General features: G+C 73.7%; 19 protein-coding genes. 16 read left to right on the forward strand and 3 right to left on the reverse strand.

The window, feature by feature from the left end; all coding sequences use genetic code 11:
* The first annotated feature begins 56 nt into the window (after positions 1–56).
* Both IF651_RS11820 and IF651_RS11825 read left to right on the forward strand, forming a co-directional pair.
* Complete coding sequence (locus IF651_RS11820; protein ID WP_338403922.1) at positions 57–827, forward strand: alpha/beta fold hydrolase; 771 nt, start codon at positions 57–59, stop codon at positions 825–827.
* Positions 827–2,383, forward strand: coding sequence for a SpoIIE family protein phosphatase (locus IF651_RS11825; RefSeq protein WP_191829325.1), 1,557 nt, complete (start codon positions 827–829; stop codon positions 2,381–2,383). Before IF651_RS11820 ends, IF651_RS11825 begins: the two co-directional genes overlap by 1 nt.
* Here IF651_RS11825 and IF651_RS11830 read toward each other — a convergent pair.
* Positions 2,368–2,865 carry an NUDIX hydrolase gene (locus tag IF651_RS11830; protein WP_191829326.1) on the reverse strand — a complete coding sequence of 166 codons (498 nt, stop codon included), beginning with the start codon at positions 2,863–2,865 and terminating at the stop codon, positions 2,368–2,370. The genes IF651_RS11825 and IF651_RS11830 overlap by 16 nt on opposite strands.
* Positions 2,866–3,249: 384 nt before the next feature.
* On the opposite strand from IF651_RS11830, the gene IF651_RS11835 reads away from it, so the two are divergent.
* The 5 genes from IF651_RS11835 (at position 3,250) to IF651_RS11855 (ending at position 8,911) form a co-directional block, all read left to right on the forward strand.
* Positions 3,250–4,356 (forward strand): 3-deoxy-7-phosphoheptulonate synthase, encoded by a 1,107-nt coding sequence (locus IF651_RS11835; RefSeq protein WP_338403923.1) that lies wholly within the window; start codon positions 3,250–3,252, stop codon positions 4,354–4,356.
* A 187-nt stretch (positions 4,357–4,543) separates the two neighbouring features.
* A complete protein-coding gene (locus IF651_RS11840; protein WP_191829328.1) occupies positions 4,544–5,122 on the forward strand; it encodes a sigma-70 family RNA polymerase sigma factor in 579 nt (192 codons plus the stop codon).
* On the forward strand, positions 5,115–5,867 hold the full coding sequence (locus IF651_RS11845; RefSeq protein WP_191829329.1) for an anti-sigma factor: 753 nt from the start codon (positions 5,115–5,117) through the stop codon (positions 5,865–5,867). The genes IF651_RS11840 and IF651_RS11845 overlap by 8 nt, the downstream gene beginning before the upstream one ends.
* A 113-nt stretch (positions 5,868–5,980) precedes the next feature.
* A complete protein-coding gene (locus IF651_RS11850; RefSeq protein WP_191829330.1) occupies positions 5,981–6,685 on the forward strand; it encodes a fasciclin domain-containing protein in 705 nt (234 codons plus the stop codon).
* A 150-nt stretch (positions 6,686–6,835) separates the two neighbouring features.
* Complete coding sequence (locus tag IF651_RS11855) at positions 6,836–8,911, forward strand: cytochrome c biogenesis protein DipZ (RefSeq protein ID WP_191829331.1); 2,076 nt, start codon at positions 6,836–6,838, stop codon at positions 8,909–8,911.
* An 85-nt stretch (positions 8,912–8,996) separates the two neighbouring features.
* Here IF651_RS11855 and IF651_RS11860 read toward each other — a convergent pair whose 3' ends face one another.
* On the reverse strand, positions 8,997–10,424 hold the full coding sequence (locus IF651_RS11860) for a DUF4232 domain-containing protein (protein ID WP_191829332.1): 1,428 nt from the start codon (positions 10,422–10,424) through the stop codon (positions 8,997–8,999).
* A 174-nt stretch (positions 10,425–10,598) separates the two neighbouring features.
* Between IF651_RS11860 and IF651_RS11865 the strand changes: the two genes are divergently transcribed.
* The 6 genes from IF651_RS11865 to IF651_RS11890 all read left to right on the forward strand — a co-directional run bounded on the left by IF651_RS11865 (position 10,599) and on the right by IF651_RS11890 (position 16,230).
* Entirely contained in the window at positions 10,599–11,315 is a 717-nt protein-coding gene (locus tag IF651_RS11865; RefSeq protein WP_191829333.1) for a DUF2625 family protein, read from the forward strand.
* A gap of 88 nt (positions 11,316–11,403) precedes the next feature.
* Positions 11,404–12,180 carry an FCD domain-containing protein gene (locus tag IF651_RS11870; protein WP_191829334.1) on the forward strand — a complete coding sequence of 259 codons (777 nt, stop codon included), beginning with the start codon at positions 11,404–11,406 and terminating at the stop codon, positions 12,178–12,180.
* Positions 12,181–12,187: 7 nt separating this feature from the next.
* A complete protein-coding gene (locus tag IF651_RS11875) occupies positions 12,188–13,786 on the forward strand; it encodes an MmgE/PrpD family protein (RefSeq protein WP_191829335.1) in 1,599 nt (532 codons plus the stop codon).
* Complete coding sequence (gene prpB / locus IF651_RS11880; RefSeq protein ID WP_191829336.1) at positions 13,786–14,703, forward strand: methylisocitrate lyase; 918 nt, start codon at positions 13,786–13,788, stop codon at positions 14,701–14,703. Before IF651_RS11875 ends, prpB begins: the two co-directional genes overlap by 1 nt.
* Before the next feature lie 46 nt (positions 14,704–14,749).
* Positions 14,750–15,895, forward strand: a complete 1,146-nt coding sequence (locus tag IF651_RS11885) for a bifunctional 2-methylcitrate synthase/citrate synthase (RefSeq protein ID WP_191829337.1) — start codon at positions 14,750–14,752, stop codon at positions 15,893–15,895.
* A 149-nt stretch (positions 15,896–16,044) separates the two neighbouring features.
* Entirely contained in the window at positions 16,045–16,230 is a 186-nt protein-coding gene (locus tag IF651_RS11890) for a hypothetical protein (protein WP_191829338.1), read from the forward strand.
* A 49-nt stretch (positions 16,231–16,279) separates the two neighbouring features.
* Here IF651_RS11890 and IF651_RS11895 read toward each other — a convergent pair whose 3' ends face one another.
* On the reverse strand, positions 16,280–16,816 hold the full coding sequence (locus tag IF651_RS11895) for an arsenate reductase/protein-tyrosine-phosphatase family protein (protein WP_241744394.1): 537 nt from the start codon (positions 16,814–16,816) through the stop codon (positions 16,280–16,282).
* Between the two features lie 155 nt (positions 16,817–16,971).
* Between IF651_RS11895 and IF651_RS11900 the strand changes: the two genes are divergently transcribed.
* The 3 genes from IF651_RS11900 (at position 16,972) to IF651_RS11910 (ending at position 21,190) form a co-directional block, all read left to right on the forward strand.
* Complete coding sequence (locus tag IF651_RS11900; RefSeq protein ID WP_191829340.1) at positions 16,972–18,852, forward strand: DUF4012 domain-containing protein; 1,881 nt, start codon at positions 16,972–16,974, stop codon at positions 18,850–18,852.
* Between the two features lie 100 nt (positions 18,853–18,952).
* Complete coding sequence (locus IF651_RS11905) at positions 18,953–19,531, forward strand: peptidase (protein ID WP_191829341.1); 579 nt, start codon at positions 18,953–18,955, stop codon at positions 19,529–19,531.
* Positions 19,532–19,705: 174 nt separating this feature from the next.
* Positions 19,706–21,190: a sugar transferase gene (locus IF651_RS11910; protein ID WP_338403924.1), complete on the forward strand. Its 1,485-nt coding sequence runs from the start codon at positions 19,706–19,708 to the stop codon at positions 21,188–21,190.
* The last annotated feature ends 60 nt before the right edge of the window (positions 21,191–21,250 follow it).

A 21,250-nucleotide genomic window follows, 5' to 3' on the forward strand; every position in this document is an offset into this window, starting at 1 on the left:
CTGACGTGGTGGATGTGCGGGCACGGTTCAATGTGCAGGTGGTCGCGGATGTGAGCGTGCCCACGGCGCCGCGTCGTCCCACCATGGTGCTCGCGCACGGCTTCGGGTGCGCGCAGTCGATGTGGCGCTTCGTCGTGCCGGCGTTCACCGACACCTACCGCGTGGTGGTGTTCGACCACGCCGGGTGCGGTGCGGCGGACCACTCCGCCTACGACCCGGAGCGCCACGCCACCCTCGACGGGTACGCGGCCGACCTGATCGAGATCGTCGAGGCCGTCGCGGACGGTCCCGTGACCCTCGTCGGCCACTCGGTGAGCAGCATGATCGCCGTCCTCGTCGCCACGGCCAGGCCCGACCTCGTCGAGCGGCTCGTGCTGGTCTCCCCGAGCCCTCGCTACATCGACGACGCCGGCTACCGCGGCGGCTTCACCGCCCAGGAGATCGACGAGCTGCTCGAGACGATGGACGCGAACTACCTCGGCTGGTCGCAGGTCATGGCACCCGTGATCGCGGGCAACCCCGACCGCCCGGGCGTCGGTGACGAGCTCGCCGACTACTTCTCGCGCGCGGACCCGGACGCCGCGCGGCGCTTCGCACGCGCCACGTTCCTCGGGGACAACCGCGCCGACCTGGGCCGGGTCCGCACGCCGACCCTCGTGGTCCAGTCGCGCGTGGACCCCATCGCCCCGGCCGAGGTGGGGCAGTACGTCCACGAGCACCTGCCGCACAGCGAGCTGGTGACGATCGACTCGTTCGGCCACTGCCCCAACCTGTCCCACCCCGACCTCGTCGTCGCGGCGATGCGGGGCTGGCTGGAGGAGAGCTGATGCCCACGTCCCGCGAGGAGCGCTGGAACGTCGTCCCCGTCGCGCTGCTCATGCTCGACGCGGACTCCCACGTCCTCGACGCGAACGCCGAGTTCCTCGGTCTGGTCGGAGGCGCGAGCGCCGTCGAGGTCGTGGGCCGACGGCTCAGCGAGCTGCTCACGGTCGGCGGACGCATCTTCTGGGACACCCACATCGCGCCGTTGCTGCGCGTCGACGGGCGGGTCGACGAGGTCGCCGTCGAGCTGCGGACGCACGACGGTCGTGAGCCCGTCCTGCTGAGCGCCGTCGAGCGCGTGTGCGAGGACCACCACGTCATCGAGGTGGCGATGTTCCGCGCGCGGGAGCGCGCCCGGTTCGAGCACGAGCTCGTCGGTGCGCGCCGCGCGGCCGAGGCGTCGGAGCGTCGGGTCCGCGCGCTGCACTCGACGGCCGCCGACCTCGCGAGCGTGGCGGGTCGGGACGGTGTCGCGTGGGTCCTCCTGCGCGCCGCGGTCTCCACGCTCGGCGCGGGCGACGCCGCACTGTGGCTGGTCGAGGACGACGCCGCGCTGCGGCGCTGGGGAGGCGCCGAGGGGATCGTGGGTCCCGCGCCGGAGGAGCTCACCGGGACGTCGACCCGGTCGGCGGGCGCCGTGGTCGTCCCGCTGCGGGTCGCGGGCGCGCTGCTCGGCGTGCTCGTGCTGGAACCGCGGCGCGCCGCGTCCGCCGACCCGCTCGACCCGGTCGTGCTCGCCGCCGCCGGCCAGCAGGCGGCGCTCGCGCTCGCGCGCGCGGCGCTGCACGAGCAGAGCGTCTCCGTGGCGGCCGAGCTCCAACGGGCGATGCTCGACGGCGCGCTGACCCTCGACCCGCGGGTCGAGGTCGCCGCGGAGTACCGCCCCGGGGTCCACGAGCTCCAGGTCGGCGGGGACTGGTACGACAGCTACCGCGTCGCGCCGGGCAGGCTCGCTCTGTCGGTGGGCGACGTCGTCGGCCGCGGACTGGGCGCCGCCACCGCGATGGGGCAGCTCCGCACGGCGTCGCGAGCGGTCGCCGACTCGCGTGCGGGCCCGGAGCAGGTGCTGGACCGTCTCGACCGGTTCGTCGAGAACACGGGCACCGGGTTCATGGCGAGCCTCGTGTACGCGCAGCTCGACCTGGACGAGGGCTTGCTGCACTACGCGTGCGCGGGGCACCTGCCGCCGCTGCACGTGCGGGCGGACGGCACGTCGGCGTTCCTGTGGGACGCGCGCTCGACGCCGCTCGGGGTGCGCACGGCCGAACCGCGGGCGTCCGCCGCCGTCCAGCTGGCACGGGGGGACGTCGTCGTGCTCTACACCGACGGGATCGTGGAGAGCCGGGACCGCGACCTGCAGTCCGGGCTCGAGGTGCTGCTCGGGGCGGCGACCGACGCGCTGGTCGGCACCGTCGACCCCGCTCTCGGGCTGGGCGCCCTGGCCGAACGACTCGTGGCCGACGCGCCCGAGCACGACGACTCGTGCGTCCTCGCGCTGCGGTGGTCGGGCGAGCCGGCGCGCGAGGCGGGTCCCGACGTGGCGGCTCAGCGCGCGAAGTAGGGACCGCCACCGGGGTCCGACAGCGCGCGCCGCGCGTGCTGCAGGCGCTCGCGGGAGGAGAGGGCGAGGTCGCTGGGCAGGTCGGCGGGGGAGAACCAGCCGACGGCCAGCGACTCGTCGTCGCCGACGTGCGCGGCGGCCGCGGCGACGGCCGAGACCGGGTGGCACACGAACGCGAGGTCGAGGTACTGCGACAGGTCGCCGTTGGGGTACCGGACCGGTTCGGTGACGGTCACCGCGACGAGCGCGTCGACGACGACCTCGACGCCGGTCTCCTCGAGCACCTCGCGTGCCAGCCCGACGGCAGGATCCTCGCCCGGCTCGAGGATGCCGCTGATCACGGCCCACTGCCCGGTGTCCGCGCGCTGCCCGAGGAGGACGCGACCGTCGTCGTCCAGCACGACGCCCGAGACCCCGGGCATCCACAGCAGGTCGGTCCCGACGTGGGAACGCAGGGCGGCGACGAAGTCGGGGATCGGCATGCCCACGATCGTAGGCCGAGCGCTCCGCCGCGATGCTCAGGGGTCCGGAGCGGCGGGCACGCGTGCTATCGTCCCTCCGTGACGTCTCAGTGGTATTGGCGCTTTACGCAGGCTCCCGGTGGGGCCGTGCGGGCGTTCGCCTGACCACAGACCACCACCCGGAGCCAGCACAGGGCCTTGGACGCAGACCGCGTCCGGGCCCTTCGTCGTGAGACGGGCCGCGCGGGGACCACGGGCGGCAGCGGGCCGGTGAGGGCCGACGCGAACTCCGTCTCGACGACGGCCCCGCATCCCCGCCGAACGAACCCAGGAGTCCCCGTGACCAGCACGACCGCCCGAGGCGCCCGCGTGGCGCAGTCCGACGAACCCGATAGCGTCGATGCCGTGGACAGCCCCGAGCTGCAGGCTCGCACGCACGACCTCCGGGTCCGCGCGCTCGACGCGCTGCCGCAGCCGCGCACGATGCTCGCCGACCTCCCGCTCGGGGCGACGCGCAGCGACCTCGTCACCACGTCCCGCCGCGAGATCCGCGACGTCCTGACGGGCGACGACGACCGCCTCCTCGTGATCGTGGGCCCGTGCTCGGTGCACGACCCGCAGGCCGCGCTCGACTACGCGACCCGGCTGGCCGCCGTCGCGCACGAGCTCGCCGACGACCTCCTGGTCGTCATGCGCGTGTACTTCGAGAAGCCGCGCACCACGGTCGGCTGGAAGGGCCTCATCAACGATCCGCACCTCGACGGCTCGCACGACGTGCACCACGGGCTGCGCCTCGCGCGCGAGGTGCTGCTCGGCGTCCTCGACGCCGGGGTCCCGGCGGCGAGCGAGTTCCTCGAGCCCACGAGCCCGCAGTACATCGCCGACGCGGTCTCGTGGGGCGCGATCGGCGCACGCAACGCGGAGTCGCAGGTGCACCGCCAGCTCGCGTCGGGCCTGTCGATGCCCGTGGGGTTCAAGAACGCGACGGACGGCGACGTGCAGATCGCGGTCGACGGCTGCGTGACCGCCGCGAGCGAGCACACGTTCTTCGGCATGGACTCGCTCGGCCGGGCCGCGGCCGTGGAGACCGCGGGCAACCCGGACTGCCACGTCATCCTGCGCGGCGCGCGCACCGGACCCAACTACTCGCCCGACGACGTCGCCGCGGCGCTCGCGGTCGCGCGCACCTCGGGGCTGGGCGGGCTCACGGAGCACGGGCTCGTCGTCGACGCGTCGCACGGCAACTCGGGCAAGAGCCACGTGCGCCAGGCGGAGGTCGTCCGTGAGCTCGCGGTGCGCCTGGCCGACGGCGAGCAGGGCATCACGGGACTGATGCTGGAGTCCTTCCTCGTCGCGGGCGCGCAGAAGCCCGCGCCGTCGGGCCTGACCTACGGGCAGTCCGTCACGGACGCGTGCATCGACTGGGGCACGACCGCGGACCTGCTGCGTGAGCTCGCCGGCGCCGTGCGGGACCGCCGGGAGTCCTCGGACGGACCGTCGTCCGGCACCTGAGCGACGTCGACCGGATGTCCCGGACCTCGATCGAGGGAGCTGGGTCGCCCGACCCATCCGGCAGGGCGTCGGCGCCGAACCTCTCTCGTCCCGGACGGTCCGGGACGTGGACGAGAGGTCGTCCCGTCGAGCTCGACCACGGCGCGTGCCGGTGCGAGGAGACGGGCCCGTGCGGCAGACTGTCCGGGTGCCACCACCCGTGACGACGAACCCGTCGGGCGCCGTCGACGCCGCGCTCGCCGCGTGCGCCGACGGTGACCCCGCCTCGTTCACACCCGTGTACGACGCGCTCGCGCCCGTCGCCTACGGCACGTGCCTGGGCGTACTGCGCGACGCGGACCACGCGGCCGAGGTGATGCAGGAGGTGATGGTGGAGGTGTGGCAGACGGCAGCACGTTTCGATGCCGCGCGCGGCTCCGCGCGCACCTACGTCGCGACCCTCGCACGCCGTCGCGCCGTCGACCGGGTGCGGGCCGAGCAGGCGCGCCGCGACCGGGACCAGCGCGACCTCGACACGAACCTGGCGACCGCGCCGCGCGACATCGTCGCCGACGACGTCGAGCGCATGCTGGAGGGCGCTGCCGTGCGCCGCTGTCTCGGGTCCTTGACCGACACCCAGCGCGAGGCCGTCGTCGAGGCGTACTACGGCGGATACACGTACCGCGAGGTGGCGGACCGGCTCGACGCCGCGCTGCCCACCGTCAAGTCGCGGATCCGCGACGGCCTGATCCGGCTTCGCGAGTGCCTGGGGGTGAACCGTGGCTGACGACATTCGCCCCGACGTGCGCGACCTGCTCCCCGCCTACGCGCTGGACGCCGTCGACGACCTGGAGCGTCGCGCGGTCGAGCGCCTGCTCGAGTCCGACCCGGACGCGCGCCGCGAGCTCGACGAGTTCCGCGACGTCGTCGCCGCGTTCGCGGTCGAGCAGGCGCCGCCGGCCTCGGTGCGCGACTCCGTGCTCGCCCGCGTGGCCGACACCCCGCAGGTCTCGGCGACGCCGCGCGCGGGCTCGGCGTCCGGCGTGACTCCGCTGCGCGCCGCGCAGCACTCGGCCGGTGGGCGTGCGCGCGTGCGCTGGGGGCTCGTCGCCGCCGCCGCGGCCGCCGTCGTGGCGGTCGGCGTCCCGACGACCGTCGCGGTGCGCGCGACCCAGGAGCAGCAGCGGCTCGAGGCACAGGCCGACACCGTCGACCGGATGCTCGCGGACCCGTCCGCGACGATCGTGCGCAGCGACGTCACCGGCGGGGGAGAGGCGTCGGTGCTCGTCGCGGGCGACGACTTCCTGTTCCGCGCCAGCGACCTGCCGGACGCGGGCGACGACAGCGACTACCAGCTGTGGGTCGTGGACGCCGAGGGCGCCGCGACGTCGGCGGGGGTGCTGTCCGCGGACGGCGGGTCCGTCGAGCAGCTCGTCGAGGACGTCCCGGGGACCGCGGTCGCGATGACCGTGGAGCCGGAGGGCGGGTCCCAGCAGCCGACGACCGAACCGATCGTCGTGCTGGGGGCCTGACGCCCCTCGTTCCCGGAGCAGGTCCCCGCGGGGACCCATCCGGTCCGGGCAGGTCTCCGAACCCACCTCGAGACGCCCCGCACCAGCGGGGCGACGACCTCGAGGAGAGACCGATGAACGTTCGCACCCGTACCTCTTACGCGGTCGCCGGCATCGCCACCCTGGCCGTGCTGGGCCTGTCCGCGTGCAGCTCCGACTCGGACGCCGGAGCCGACACGACCGCCGCCGACTCGCAGACCGACGACACGTCGGACGACATGTCGGACGACATGGCCGACGACTCCATGGAGTCCGAGGACTCCGAGGACATGGCCATGGACCCGGCCGCCAACCTCGTGGGCGCGGGCTGCGAGGCCTACGCCGAGCAGGTGCCCGACGGCGCCGGATCGATCACCGGCATGTCGACCGACCCCGTCGCGGTCGCCGCGTCGAACAACCCGATGCTCACCCAGCTCACCGCTGCCGTCTCCGGCGAGCTCAACCCCGACGTCGACCTGGTCGACACGCTCAACGGCGACGAGTTCACGGTGTTCGCACCGGTCGACGACGCGTTCGCGAAGATCGACCCGGCGACGATCGACACGCTCAAGACCGACGCCGACATGCTGTCGTCGATCCTGACCTACCACGTCGTGCCGGGGCAGCTCACGCCTGACCAGGTCGTCGGCGAGCAGACCACGGTCGAGGGCGGCACCGTCGAGGTGACCGGCTCGGGCGACGACCTCATGGTCAACGACGCGAAGGTCGTCTGCGGTGGCGTCATGACGCAGAACGCGACGGTCTACCTCGTCGACACGGTCCTCATGCCGACCATGTGACGCACCGCGACACCACCCGCACGACGCCGAGATCGACCCGTCCGCTGCGAGATCGACCCCCAGAGGGTCGATCTCGCAGCGGACGGGTCGATCTCGTGGTGCGTGGGTGGCTGGACCCATCCATGCACGTGGCCGCGACGAACCGTGGGTATGGAGACGCTCATCCTCATCGGTCTGCTCGGTGGCCTCATCACCGGCATCTCGCCGTGCATCCTGCCGATGCTTCCCGTCATCTTCTTCGCCGGGGGTGTGCAGGGTGCTCGTACCACGGCCCGTGCATCGACCCCGGGGGGATCGGACGGTGCCGCGCCCGGTGCCGGCAGCACCGACGCGGCCGGCAGCACCGAGAGCGCCGGCGTCTCGTCCTCGCTCTTCGCCGGGCTGCCGCAGGCGGTCGGCGTCGGGGGGCGGTCGCGGACCGTGTCGTCACGCCCCTCGCGCGGTGGGACCTTGACGGTCGACCTCTCGGGCGACGACGACGCGGCGGACCGCGCGGCGTCGGGCACGACGGGTTCCGGCACGACGGGGTCCGGCACGACGGGACCCGATGCGACGGGACCCGGCGGGACGGGCCGTGCGAACCCGGGCGGGTGGACGAGGTCCGGTCGGCGGACGAGTCGGCGATCGCTGCGCCCATACCTCGTGATCGCCGGCCTCGTGCTGAGCTTCAGCGTCTTCACCCTGCTCGGCTCGCTGCTGCTGACCGCGCTGGGTCTGCCGCAGGACCTGCTGCGCTGGGCCGGGATCCTCCTGCTCGTGCTGATCGGGATCGGGATGATCGTGCCGCGGTTCGAGGAGGTCCTCGAGCGTCCTTTCCAGCGCATCGCGCAGCTCGGTGCGCGCCGCGGCGCCGCCCGGCAGGACCGGGGCGCGTTCGTCCTCGGTCTGGGTCTCGGGGTGCTGTACGTCCCGTGCGCGGGTCCGGTGCTCGCGGCGATCACGGTGGCCGGGGCGACGGGGAACGTCGGGCCCGGGACGGTCGCGCTGACGGTCTCGTTCGCGATCGGGGCCGCGATCCCGCTGCTCGTCTTCGCTCTCGCGGGCCGCCGCGTCGCCGAGCGGGTCAAGGGCTTCCAGCGGCACACGCGGGGCATCCGGATCACCGGCGGCGTCGTCATGATCGTGCTCGCCGGTGCGCTCGCGCTCGACGCGCCCGCGGCCCTGCAGCGGGCGCTGCCCGACTACACGGGCTCGCTCCAGCAGCGCGTCGACGAGAACGACACGGTCCGCGAGGCGCTCGACCTCGGCGGCCTCGTCACCGACGAGAACCGGGAGCTGTCCAACTGCTCGAACGGCGCGTCCGAGCTCGAGGAGTGCGGTACCGCACCGCAGATCCGCGGCATCGACACCTGGCTCAACACGCCCGACGGCGAGGCGCTGGACCTCGAGGGGCTGCGCGGCAAGGTCGTCCTGGTCGACTTCTGGACGTACTCGTGCATCAACTGCCAGCGCGCGATCCCGCACGTCAACGCCTGGTACGAGCAGTACCAGGACGTGGGCGAGGGCTTCGAGGTGATCGGCGTGCACACGCCCGAGTTCGCGTTCGAGCGCGAGACCCGCAACGTCGTCGCGGGCGCCGAGGACCTCGGGGTCACCTACCCGGTCGCGCAGGACAACTCGTACGCCACGTGGACGGCGTACCGGAACCGGTACTGGCCCGCGCAGTACCTCGTGGACGCGGACGGCACGGTGCGTCACATCCGGTTCGGCGAGGGGGGCTACGAGAACACGGAGAAGCTCGTGCGCGAGCTGCTCGAGGACGCGAACCCGGGCGTGGAGCTGCCCGCACCCACCTCGGTGGGCGACGCGACGCCGGACGAGGAGACCACCCCGGAGACCTACTTCTCGATCAAGCGCGTCGTGAACTACTCGGGCGAGCCCACGTACGCCGCGGGTGAGCAGGAGTTCGCGCTCACCGACGACCAGCCGCAGGACACGTTCTCGCTCGGCGGCACGTGGGAGGTGGACTTCCAGGGCGCGACGGCGGTCTCCGACGACGCACGCCTCCGGCTCGCCTACCGGTCCACCGACGTGTTCACGGTCCTCGGGGGCGAGGGCACGGTGACGGCGCGGGTCACGCACGACGACCGCACGACCGAGCGGGAGATCGACGTCTCCGGGAACCCCACGCTCTACCCGGTCCTCGAGGGCGACGGCCCGACCGAGGGCGTCGTGGAGCTCGACGTCCCCGCGGGCGTCCAGGTGTTCACCGCGACGTTCGGGTGACGTCACCGGACCGGACCGGGCCGGGCCGGGCTGACCGGGCCGGGCTGACCGGGCCGGGCTGACCGGGCCGGACGGCGAGAGACGCTCAGCCCGGCGTCGTCGTCCACGCCCCGATCTGGGCGGACCCGCCGTCGAGCAGGTCGAGACCCTCGGTCGCGCCCTCGGTCCCGGCGAGGGGGACGACGACGTCACCGCCGTCCGCCCCGGAGCCGTGCGGCGCGACGAGCAGGCTCGTCACCCGGGGCGGGTCGCCCGCGGTCGACCCGCCACGCCAGGTGAGGGTCGCCGTCGCGGTGCCGCCCGGGGACAGCTCGACCGGGCCGCCGCCGTCGGGGCCCGTCGCGGTGTCGGGCTCGAGCAGGATGTCGGTCTCGGCGCCGTCGGACGCGACGAACCGCACGCCGGGCGGGCCGGAGAGCACGCAGGCGCCGGCGGTGTCGTTGCGTGCGGTGAGGGTCAGGAACCGGCGCCCGAGCGCGGCGTCGAACCCGCCCGCCGTGACGGACAGGTCGGCGGCGGCGCACGCACCGGCGGGGGCGCCGGCCGCCGCACCCGACGCGCCGGGGAGCGTGCCGGAGCGGGTGGCGGACGCGCCGTCGTCGGCGATCCCCTGCACCTGGTACGCGAGCGGAGGGCCGTCGTACCCGGTGGCGGCGAGCCAGCGCGCGAGCGTCGCCGGGTCCGCGGTCGAGACCACCGTGAGCAACGGGCCCGACGGGACCCCGGAGCGTCGCGCCTCGTGCGCGACCTGCGTGACCGTCGCGCGTGCCGCCACGTCGGCGACGAGGCGCAGCACCGCGTCGTCCGGGACCGAGGTGCCGTCGCCGTCGAACGACCCCGCCCCGTACCCGGTGACGACGATGCTGGTGAGGCCGCGCCCGTCGTCGCGCACGAGGCCCGCGACCGGTAGGAGGTCGGGTGCGGTGGCGACCTCGACGTCGGCACGTTCCGCGGTCAGCACGACGGACCGCACCCCGTCGTGGCCGACGAGTCGCACCGCGTGCGCCACGGGGTCGGTACCGAGCAGGCCGGGTCCGTCGTCCGACGTCGCGTACACCTCCAGGGCAGCGGTGCCGGCGGAGGTGCCGGCCGAGGTGCCGGTGACGAGCAGCTGCCACCGGCCCTGCCCCTCGAGCAGATCGCGGGCGTCGTCGGCCGTCCGCTGCGCGGCGCCCGGTCCGGGCAGCGGAGCGGCGAGCTCGAGCTCCGCCGACAGCCCGCTCGACGACGGCGTGACGACAGCACTCGCGACGCCGGGCAACGCGTCGAGCGCTGCCCGGACGTCGGCGCCGCGCGTGGTGGGGTCCGGGTCGACTGCCCCGCTCGGCGCCGGGCCGACGACGGGGTCGTCGGTCGGCCCGGCGGTCCGGCCGGTTCCGGTGGCGTCGGCGTCGAGGACCGACGGCGCGACGAACGCCGCCGTCAGGGCGAGAGCGATGCCGCCGAGCGCCGCGACGGTCGCCGCGGTCGTGGTGATGCCCCGCGGACGCGGGCTCGTGCTCGATGGGTCCACGACCAGGACGCTATCCCTCCCGGTGCCGGAGCCGGCCGGTGAGCGCATGACGTGCACGTTCCTCTCACCCGACGCTTCCTCGTCCTGGCGCTGACCTGCCATGACCTGGACGGGCGATCGGACCGCTCATAGCATTTCTTCGTTTGGGCGGCAATATCTGGCATCATCCGAGACATGACCCTGAAGACGGCCGCGGAGCTCGCCGCGGTCGACGAGCCCGCGTGGCCGACGCTGTCGCGCATGCTCGGTCGCGGCACGGTCGAGGTCGTCCCGGCCCCGGCCTGGTCGCTCGAGGTGCTCTTCCGGCTCCAGGTCACCGTCCGCTCGACCTTGGGAGCGCTCGCACTGCACACCGGCGGCGTGCTGGTCGACGGCGGGTGGCTGCGCCTGCTGGGTGGGGGAGGATCGGGCCTGCCGGACCTCGCGTCCGTCAACGGGCTCGGCGAGCCGGACGAGTTCAGCGCCGCGCCGTCGGTCCTCGTCGTCGCGTACGACGTGCTCGGGGGGACGTTCGCGATCAACGGTGGTGGGCTCGACGGCCCGCTGGGGAACGTGCACTACTTCGACCCGGGCGCGCTCGCGTGGCTGGACCTCGGGTTCGGCCAGGGAGCGTTCCTCGAGTGGGCGGTCAGCGGGGGCGCGGGAGACTTCTACTCGTCCGCCCGGTGGCCGGGGTGGTACGACGAGATCGCGTCGGTCGGCCTCGACGAGGGCCTGAGCGTCTACCCGCCGCTCTGGTCCGTCGAGGGGCGGGACGTGGCCCGGACCACGCGCTCGCGCGTGCCGCTGGACGAGCTGGTCGTCTGGCACTTCGAGATGGCCGAGCGCATGGCTCCCGTCGACGACGACGAGGACTGGCGACCCGGCGACGCGGGACCGCTCGGCCCCTGAGCGCAGTTCGCGTGCCGACCGCACCGCGCGGCGCGGGTCCTCGCCCACACCTGTATACAAGTGCGCAGTCAGGTGCCACGATGGTCGGGTGACCACCACGCCCGACCTGCGGACCGCGGTGGGCCCCCGCGGTCGGCCGCAGGGTCCCGACCCCGCGCTGGCACGCCGCCAGTCCGGCGCGCGCGCGGTGTACGAGCTGTTGCGCGGTCACATCATCGACGGGACCCTCGTACCGGGTGAGCGTCTCACCGAGCCGGTGCTCGCCGGCCGGCTGGGGGTGTCCCGCACCCCCGTGCGCGAGGCGCTGCGGCTCCTGCAGGCGGAGGCGCTCGTCGTCGAGCTCCCCACGGGCGGCGTGCGCGTCGCGCCGCTCGACGTCGCGGACGCGCGTCGCGTCTACGAGGTCCGCGCGCGGCTCGAGGGTCTGCTGGCCCGGGACGCGTGCGAGCGTGCCTGGCCCGACGACGTCGCGCGCCTCGCCCGCCTTGTGACCCTCATGGACGCCGTCCGGGACCACGAGGACGAGGTCCTGCGCATCGGCGCCCAGTTCCACGGCGAGATCGAGGCGCTCGCGGACAACCGCTGGTGCTCGGCGCTCCTGCGTCAGATCCGCGGCCACGTCGACCGGTACCGCGCGCTCGCCGCGCGCGGTCGCGTCGGGACCACCGACCACGTCGACGAGCACCGTGCCGTCGCCGACGCCGTCGCACGAGGTGACGCCGTGGCGGCCGAGGCCGCGATGATCACCCACATCGACCGCAGCGCAGCGCTGGCCGACCAGGCGCTGCGCGCCCCGACCGACCCCGCCGTCACTCCGACGACCGGCGCTGCCCCCACCGACGCTGCCACGACCGACGAGAGCTGAGCCACCGATGCCGTACACCCACCACCTGCGCGTCTACCCGAGCGCGGAGCCGCTCGACCGCACGGACCAGCTCGCGTGGAAGCTCGCCGAGCTCGCGACCGACCCGGTCGAGGTCACGCCCGAGGTCACGGACATGATCGTCAACCGCGTCATCGACAACGCCGCGGTCGCCGCGGCGAGCCTGACGCGCGGCCCTGCCGTCGCCGCGCGCGGCCAGGCGCTCGCCCACCCGTACCGGCCGGGTGCCACGGTCTTCGGGTGCGACCTCGCGACCCGCACCGGCCCCGAGTGGGCCGCCTGGGCGAACGGTGTCGCGGTGCGTGAGCTGGACTTCCACGACACGTTCCTCGCGGCCGAGTACTCCCACCCCGGCGACAACATCCCGCCGGTCCTCGCGGTCGCGCAGCACGTCGGCGCCACGGGGTCCCAGGTGGTCCGCGCGATCGCGACCGGCTACGAGGTCCAGGTCGACCTCGTGCGCGCCATCTCGCTGCACCGGCACAAGATCGACCACGTCGCGCACCTCGGTCCGTCGGCCGCCGCGGGCATCGGCACGCTCCTGGGCCTCGACACCGAGACGGTCTTCCAGGCGATCGGTCAGGCCCTGCACACGACGACGGCGACCCGGCAGTCGCGCAAGGGCCAGATCTCGACGTGGAAGGCGCACGCCCCCGCGTTCGCCGGCAAGGTCGCGGTCGAGGCGGTGGACCGCGCGATGCGCGGCCAGACGTCGCCCGAGCCGATCTACGAGGGCGAGGACGGCGTCGTCGCGTGGCTCCTCGACGGGCCCGACGCCGCGTACGACGTCGTGCTCCCCGCCCCCGGCGAGGCGAAGACCGCGATCCTCGACACGTACACCAAGGAGCACTCCGCGGAGTACCAGTCGCAGGCGCTCATCGACCTCGCCCGCGCTCTGCACGACGAGAACCCGTGGCTCGCGGACCCTGAGAACGTCGCCGACGTCACGATCTTCACGAGCCACCACACGCACCACGTCATCGGATCAGGCGCGAACGACCCGCAGAAGTACGACCCGGCCGCGTCGCGCGAGACGCTCGACCACTCGATCCCGTACATCTTCGCGGTCGCGCTGCAGGACGGCGGCTGGCACCACGTCGACTCCTACTCCCCCGAGCGGGCCGGTCGGCCCGACACCGTCGAGCTGTGGCACAAGGTCACCACGGCCGAGGACCCCGAGTGGACGCGGCGCTACCACGCGACCGACCCCCAGGAGAAGGCGTTCGGCGGGCGCGTCGAGATCGAGCTGGCCGACGGCGGGAGGATCGTCCGCGAGATCGCCGTCGCCGACGCCCACCCCCTCGGCGCCCGTCCGTTCGGGCGCGAGCAGTACGTCCGCAAGTTCCGCACGCTCGCCGCGGGCGTCCTCGAGGACGCCGAGGTCGAGCGCTTCCTCGGCCTCGCCGAGCGGCTGCCGTCGCTCACGGCGGCCGAGGTGCGCGAGCTGACGATCGTCGGCCGGCCCGGGCTCCTCGACTCCGTGCCCCCGCCGACCGGGCTCTTCGAGCTCGGGCGGGAGCCGGCGGCACCCGACGTCGAGGGAGAGGGCTTCACCATGCACGAGAAGACCGAGGGGGAGGGAGCCTGATGCTGTACAGCCAGGTCACGCCGTCGGACAAGCGGCGCGGGTTCCGTGCGGCGCTCGCCGCCGCGCGGTCGTCGGGCGAGCCCCTGCGCGTGCCGGGCGCGTTCAACCCGCTGTCGGCGCGGCTGATCCAGGACAAGGGCTTCGAGGGCGTGTACGTCTCCGGGGCCGTGCTGTCGGCGGACCTGGGACTGCCCGACATCGGGCTGACGACGCTCACCGAGGTCGCGGGGCGCTCGCAGCAGATCGCGCGTGTGACGGACCTGCCGACCCTCGTCGACGCGGACACGGGGTTCGGCGAGCCGATGAACGTCGCGCGCACGGTCCAGACGCTCGAGGACGCCGGGGTCGCCGGAGCCCACGTCGAGGACCAGGTGAACCCGAAGCGCTGCGGTCACCTCGACGGCAAGGAGGTCGTCGGGCTCGACGAGGCGGTCAAGCGCGTCCGGGCCGCGGCCGACGCGCGCCGCGACCCCGGCTTCCTCGTCATGGCACGCACCGACGTGCGCGGGACCGTGCCCGGCCCGGACGGGTTGCGGCTCGCGGTCGACCGCGCGAAGGCGCTCGTCGACGCCGGCGCGGACGCGATCTTCCCCGAGGCCATGGCGGACCTCGGGGAGTTCGAGGCCGTCGCCTCGGCGGTGGACGTCCCGGTGCTCGCCAACATGACGGAGTTCGGCAAGTCCGAGCTGTTCACGCGGCGACGGCTCGGGGACGCCGGCGTGGCGCTGATCATCTACCCGGTGACGCTCCTGCGGATCGCAATGGGCGCCGCCGAGCGCGCGCTCGACGAGATCGCCGCGACCGGGACCCAGGCCGGCCAGGTCGAGGGCATGCAGACACGCGCGCGGCTCTACGAGCTCCTCGACTACGCCGCCTACAACCAGTTCGACGAGGGCATCTTCACCTACCGCCCCTGACGGACCACCGCACACGACCTGACCCACCTCACGAGGGAGTGACCGCATGACCAGCTCCGGCGCACCGACCACCGACGACGGCGTCGAGATCCGCAAGGGCCTCGCGGGCGTCGTCGTCGACGTCACGGCCGTCTCGAAGGTGAACCCCGAGACGAACTCGTTGCTCTACCGCGGCTACCCCGTGCAGGACCTCGCCGCGCGCCGATCCTTCGAGGAGGTCGCGTACCTCCTGTGGCACGGCGAGCTCCCGACACGGGGCGAGCTCGCGGACCAGACCGCCGTCGAGCGCGCGCACCGCGCCCTGCCGGGGAACGTCCGCAACGCGATCCTCGAGCTGCCGACGACGTGTCACCCCATGGACGTGTGCCGCACCGCGGTGTCGCAGCTCGGCGCGCACGACCGGGACGCCGAGGACTCGTCGCCCGAGGCGGAGCAGGCGAAGGCGCTGCGTCTGTGGGCCGTCCTGCCCGCCGTCGTCGCACTCGACCAGCGCCGTCGCCGCGGGCTGCAGCTGGTCGAGCCGCGCGACGACCTCACCTACGCCGAGAACTTCCTCTGGATGGCGTTCGGGGAGGAGCCCGAGGAGGCCGTCGTGCGGGCGTTCGAGGTGTCGATGGTGCTGTACGCCGAGCACTCGTTCAACGCGTCGACCTTCACCGCGCGCGTCATCACCTCGACGCTCTCCGACCTGCACTCCGCGGTCACCGGTGCGATCGGGGCGCTCAAGGGCCCGCTGCACGGCGGCGCGAACGAGGCCGTCATGGCGACCTTCGCGGAGATCGGTACCGCGGACCGCGCCGAGGCGTGGCTCGACGACGCGCTCGCGAGCAAGCGCAAGATCATGGGGTTCGGCCACCGCGTCTACAAGCACGGCGACTCGCGCGTGCCGACGATGCGGGCGACGCTCGACGACCTGGTGCGCCACTACGACCGCCAGGACCTCCTCGACCTCTACACCGCGCTCGAGACCGCGATGACCGAGCGCAAGGACATCCTGCCCAACCTCGACTACCCCGCGGGCCCGGCGTACCACCTCATGGGCTTCGACACGCAGATCTTCACGCCGCTGTTCGTCGCGTCGCGCGTCGTCGGCTGGACCGCCCACGTCATGGAGCAGCGTGCGGCGAACGCGCTGATCCGGCCGTTGAGCGAGTACGTCGGGCAGCCACAGCGCGAGGTGCCCGAGGTCTGACCGGCAGACCGCTCGGGGCCTGTGCGGTGTGGTCTACATCACGATCCGACCGGTGCGAGGGCGGCCAACGGTACGTTCCGCCCAAAGCGCCGAGACCTGGACTCCCGTCCAAGATGTGAACGGTCACAGGCCTCTTGCATGCTGCTCGCATGGCTTGGGTGACGATCGGGTGGGTGATGGTCGTCGCCGGGGCCGCAGCTGCGATCTTCTTCGGACGCCGGGTGCGCGGGCGGTGCACGACCGGAGCCGACGGCCTCGCCGTCGGCTGCGGAGGCGGGCTGGCGCTCTGGGGAGGAATCGTCGTGATCGTCGCCACGATCCTCCAGGGACCGTGACGACGCGTCGGCCCTCCTCCCGCGCAGGGGGCTGGGAGGAGGGCCGACGTCACCTCCGGAGAGCGCACCTCAGCCGGGTCGCCTGCTCCCGGACCTCCGCGAGCATCTCCGCGTACCGGGCGTCCTCGCGGCCGTAGGGGTCTGCGACGTCGTGCGCCCGAGCGGGACCGATCGTCGCGCGCGTGCGACCGGCCGCGGCGACCAGGGCTCGCAGCCGCGCCTCGTCGTCTCTGCCGCTCACCGCGTCCGCGCCGGCGTGCTCGGCCAGGAGCACCAGCTCGGTGAGCAGGAACGTCCGCCGCAGGGCGCCCGGGACGACGCCGAGCACCGCAGCACGGTGCTCGGCCGTCATGGTCACGACGACGTCGCTCCTCTCGACGAGGGAGCTGTCCAGCGCGCGCGCCGTGAACCCGGAGGTGTCGATGCCCAGACCGGTCAGGCGGCGTGCCACGGGCTCGGCCACGGCGGCCCCGACGAGGGCCCGCGTGCCGGCGCTCGAGACCGAGACCGAGCTGTCGAGCACGTCCGCCAGCAACAGCTGGGCGGCGGGGGACCGGCAGATGTTCCCGGTGCACACCACGAGCATCGACAGCAAGGCTCTCCTCTCGACCGCCGGGCGAGGCGTCGGCGGGCTGGTTACTCTAGCGCGAGCGGTGTCGCCCTACCGGGCGGTGGCCCAGGGGGCGAGTCGCAGGGGGCGGCATGGTGCATGACGGCTGGGGTCCGCGATGGACCGGTGCGATGACCGGCGTCGACGTCGAGGAGCGGCCCGCCACGCCGGTGCGTGCGCGTCGTGCGCCGCGAGCACCGTCGCCACCCACGCCTCGGCCTCGGCGACGGCGCCGGCGTCGCGGGCTGCGCGTCGTCGTCGTGCTCGTCGTGGTCGTCCTCGCCTGGGCCGCCTGGCTCGCTCTCGACGCGCTGCGTGCGAGAGCCGCTCTCGAGAGCGTCGCCGCGGACCTGCCGGCGCTGCAGACGCAGGTCCAGCAGGGGCAGGACGCCTCTGCGACCCTCGTCGCGGTCCAGGAGGAGGCTGCGACGGCCGCCCGGGCGACGCACGGCCCGCACTGGCGCATCGCGTCGGCGCTACCGGTGGTCGGTGACGACGCCCGTGCGTTCGCCGACGTGGCGGGCGCCGTGGACGAGCTGGCCGCGCAGGCGCTGCCGCGCCTCGCGCGCGCGGCCGAGGTCGCCGCACCCGGGCGTCTCGTGCCCACGGGCGGTGTCGTGGACCTCGCACCGCTCCAGGAGGCACGCTCCGACGTTCTCGCCGCCGACGCGTCGGTCGGCTCGGCGCTCGAGACCGTGGAGGGCATCGACACCGGGTCGTTGGTACCCCAGCTCGCGAGCGCGGTCGACGAGCTCGCCGGGCAGCTCGTCGAGGTCCGGTCGGCCACGGCGACCGCGGCGCGCGCCGTCGACCTGCTGCCGCCGATGCTCGGTGCCGACGGGCCTCGGGACTACCTCGTGCTCGTCCAGAACAACGCGGAACCCCGCGCTGCGGGCGGTATCGCCGGGTCGGTGCTGCACCTGCGCGCCGAGGGCGGCGCGGTGGAGCTGGTGGAGGTGCGGGCGGGCAAGGACCTCGGCGGCTACGACGAGAGCGTCCTGGACCTCGCCGGTCCCGAGAAGGCTCTGTTCGGGGACGACCTCGGGCGGTTCATGGTCAACGCCACGTCGACCCCGGACTTCCCCCGTACCGCTCAGCTCGCGCGGGCGAACTGGGCGGACCGCACGGGCACGCAGGTGGACGGTGTCCTCGCGGTCGACCCCGTCGCGCTGCAGGGTCTGCTGGAGGCGACAGGTCCCGTCACCTTCACCGACCCGGCCGGCGCCGAGGTCCGGATCACCGGTGACGACGCGGCCGCCTTCCTCCTGGACGGGGTGTACCGCCGATACGAGGAGCCTGCGGTGCAGGATGTCGTGCTGGCGGGAGCAGCCGATGCCGTCTTCCGGGCGCTGACCAGCCTGGACGACGGCAGCCCGGCACGCGTCGTCGATGCGCTCGCCCGGTCGGCGCGCGAGGGCAGGCTGCTCGTGTGGTCCGCCGACGAGCGCGAGCAGGGTCGGCTCGCAGGAACGGTGCTGTCGGGAGAGCTGACGGGCGCGGAGACCGACGCGTCCGGCGAGAGCTCGCCTGTGGTCGGCGTCTTCCTCAACGCGTCGTCGGCCGCGAAGGTCGGCTACTACCTCGACGCGAGGGTCGCCGTCGAGGACCTGACGTGCCGCCCCGACGGATCGCAGGCCTTCACCGTCGCCGTGACCCTCACGTCGATCCTCTCGCCCGACGACGTCGCCGAGCTTCCGGGGTACGTCCTCGGGCAGGGCGGCGACGGGACGATACACACCAACCTGCTCGTCTACGCACCCCGGCACGGCGCGATCCGGGGCGCCGATTCCGACGGCGGTGCGGACCTGGGTCTCTTCTCGCAGGTCCACGACGGGTTGGTCGTCGGTGGACGCACGGTGGACCTCGAGCCAGGAGCCGCGCAGACGTACCGATACCAGGTCGTGAGCGGAAAGAACCAACCGGGCATCGTCTCGGTGACGAAGACTCCCGGTGCACGGACGACGAGCGACAGCGTTCCCGCTTCCGGGTGCGAGCAAGGTGTGTTCTCCTAGTACTGCACGGCGGGGGGCCGGGCATCCGTGGCGCATCGTCTCCGCGGAGCCGGAGGTGTGCTGGGCCCCCGCGACTCGATCGAGGCAGGGGGCCTTTGACATGAACGTTCGACGCGCAGCGACAACGCTGCTCCTGGCCGCGGCACTGGCCGCAGCACCGATGGTGGCGTCCGCCTACGAGGCGGACGAGTACGAGGTCGGCATCTCCACCACGACGCCCGCGCCCGGTGAGGCGTTCACCGTGACGGTCGGCGGACCCGTCGCGAACCCGACGATCACGCTCACCATCAGCTCGCCCGACGTCCCCGACGGGGCGATCTCCATCGCCGGTACCAAGGCCTCGACGAAGAGCACCACGAACGGCTTCGCGTCGTTCACCGTCACTCTCGCCGAACCCGGCACGTTCTCGCTCGTCGCGACCGACGCCGACGGCACGGTGCTCTCGTCGCAGCAGATCGTCGCGTCCGACGCGGCGGAGGACGGCGCCGCAGAGGGCGGCGTGGCGGGGGACGGCTCCGGCGAGGAGGGGGCGAGCGCGAGCGGCTCCGACGGCTCGGGGCTCGCGGAGACCGGAGCGGACGAGGTGCTGCTCATCTCGGGTGCCGCGCTCCTCGTCCTCGGTGGAGCGACAGCGCTCCTGGTCAGCCGCAGGCGGCGCTCGACGAGCGACCGCCCCTGACGTCCGGAGCCGGCCGAGCAGGAACCACAGCACAGCCGGCGGTACGCGCGGTGCGCCGAGCATCCACAGGGACTCGCGGAGCACGAGCGCTGTACCGGCGGCACGGACGTCGCGGGGGGCACCATGACGTTGGAGAAGGAACACAGGACCGGTGGGCCGGAGCAGCGTCCCGCCGTGCCGAAAGGGACAGCGAGAGGCAGCACCGCGTCCTTCGACACAGGACAGCTCGTCCGGATCGCGCTCGGCGCCTACCACAGGCCCGGGTGGAAGTCGCGGCTCGTCCGCCGCGTCGCGCTCGTCGACACGGCGGCCGTGGCGACCGCGCTGGCGGTCGCGTACCTCGTGCGGTTCGACGGCATCGGCGGGACCACGCTCGACCTGCAGTACCTGGCCATCTCGGTCGGGCTGCTCGGCACGTGGTTGCTCGCCCTGCGCATGGCCTTCTCGCGGGAGGGGCGGCTCCTCGGGACCGGGGCGCCCGAGTACGCGCGGGTGGTCAACGCGACCGTGGCGGTCTTCGGCCTCGTCGCGATCGTCGCGTACCTGGTGAAGTACGACCTGGCCCGGGGATACGTGGCGATCGCCCTCCCGGTCGGGATCGTCCTCCTGCTGCTCGGCCGCTACACGACGCGACGGCGTCTCGTCGCGCTCCGCGAGCGCGGCAGGTGCCGCTCCCGGACCGTCGTGGTCGGGGGCCGCGACGGTGCGGCGCACCTCGTCGACGAGCTGCGGGGGGCCACCCACGCCGGCTACCAGGTCGTCGGGGTCTGCGTCCCGGGAGGACCTGCCGACCCGGGGGAGCAGGTGGCGGGCGTCCCGGTCGTCGGCGACCTGGCTGACGCGTCTCGCCTCGTCGAACCGCTGCGCGCCGACACGGTCATGGTCACGGGCTCGGATCTCGTCACCCCACGAACCGTGAAGCGGCTCGCGTGGGACCTCGAGCCCTGGGGCGCGGACCTCGTCCTCGCGCCCGCCCTCACCGACGTCGCAGGCCCCCGCATCCGCACGCGTCCCGTCGCCGGGCTCCCGCTGCTCCACGTCGAGGCTCCCGGGTACTCGGGCCCGCAGCACGTGCTCAAGCGGACCTTCGACGTCGTGGGCGCACTCGTGCTCGTCGTGCTCTTCTCGCTGCCGCTGCTCGTCACCGCGGTCGCGATCAAGGCGACCAGCCGTGGCCCGGTCCTCTTCCGCCAGGAGCGCGTCGGTCTCCAGGGCGAGCCGTTCACCGTGCTGAAGTTCCGGTCCATGGTGGTCGACGCCGAGTCCCGGCTCGAGGACGTCCTCGGCAAGGGCAACGTGGGCGTCTTCTACAAGCCCAAGGTCGATCCGCGCGTCACCGCCGTCGGGCGGTTCATCCGCCGGTACTCGATCGACGAGCTGCCGCAGCTGTTCAACGTCCTCGGGGGGTCGATGAGCCTCATCGGGCCGCGCCCGCAGGTCGCGCTCGAGGTCGACCAGTACGACGCGGAGATCGGCCGCCGGCTGCTCGTCAAGCCCGGGCTCACCGGACTCTGGCAGGTCTCGGGCCGGAACAACCTCACGCTCGAGGAGAGCGTGCGGCTGGACCTCTACTACGTCGAGAACTGGACGATGGCGGGCGACCTGCTCATCCTCCTGCGGACGCTCCGAGCGGTGGTGGGGCGTGACGGCGCGTACTGAGAGCGGTCGGTCGCCCGTGCGGCGAGCACACCCGACCCGGACAGCATGTTCAGCAGCTCG

This window comes from Cellulosimicrobium arenosum, from assembly GCF_014837295.1.
Lineage (GTDB): Bacteria > Actinomycetota > Actinomycetes > Actinomycetales > Cellulomonadaceae > Cellulosimicrobium > Cellulosimicrobium arenosum.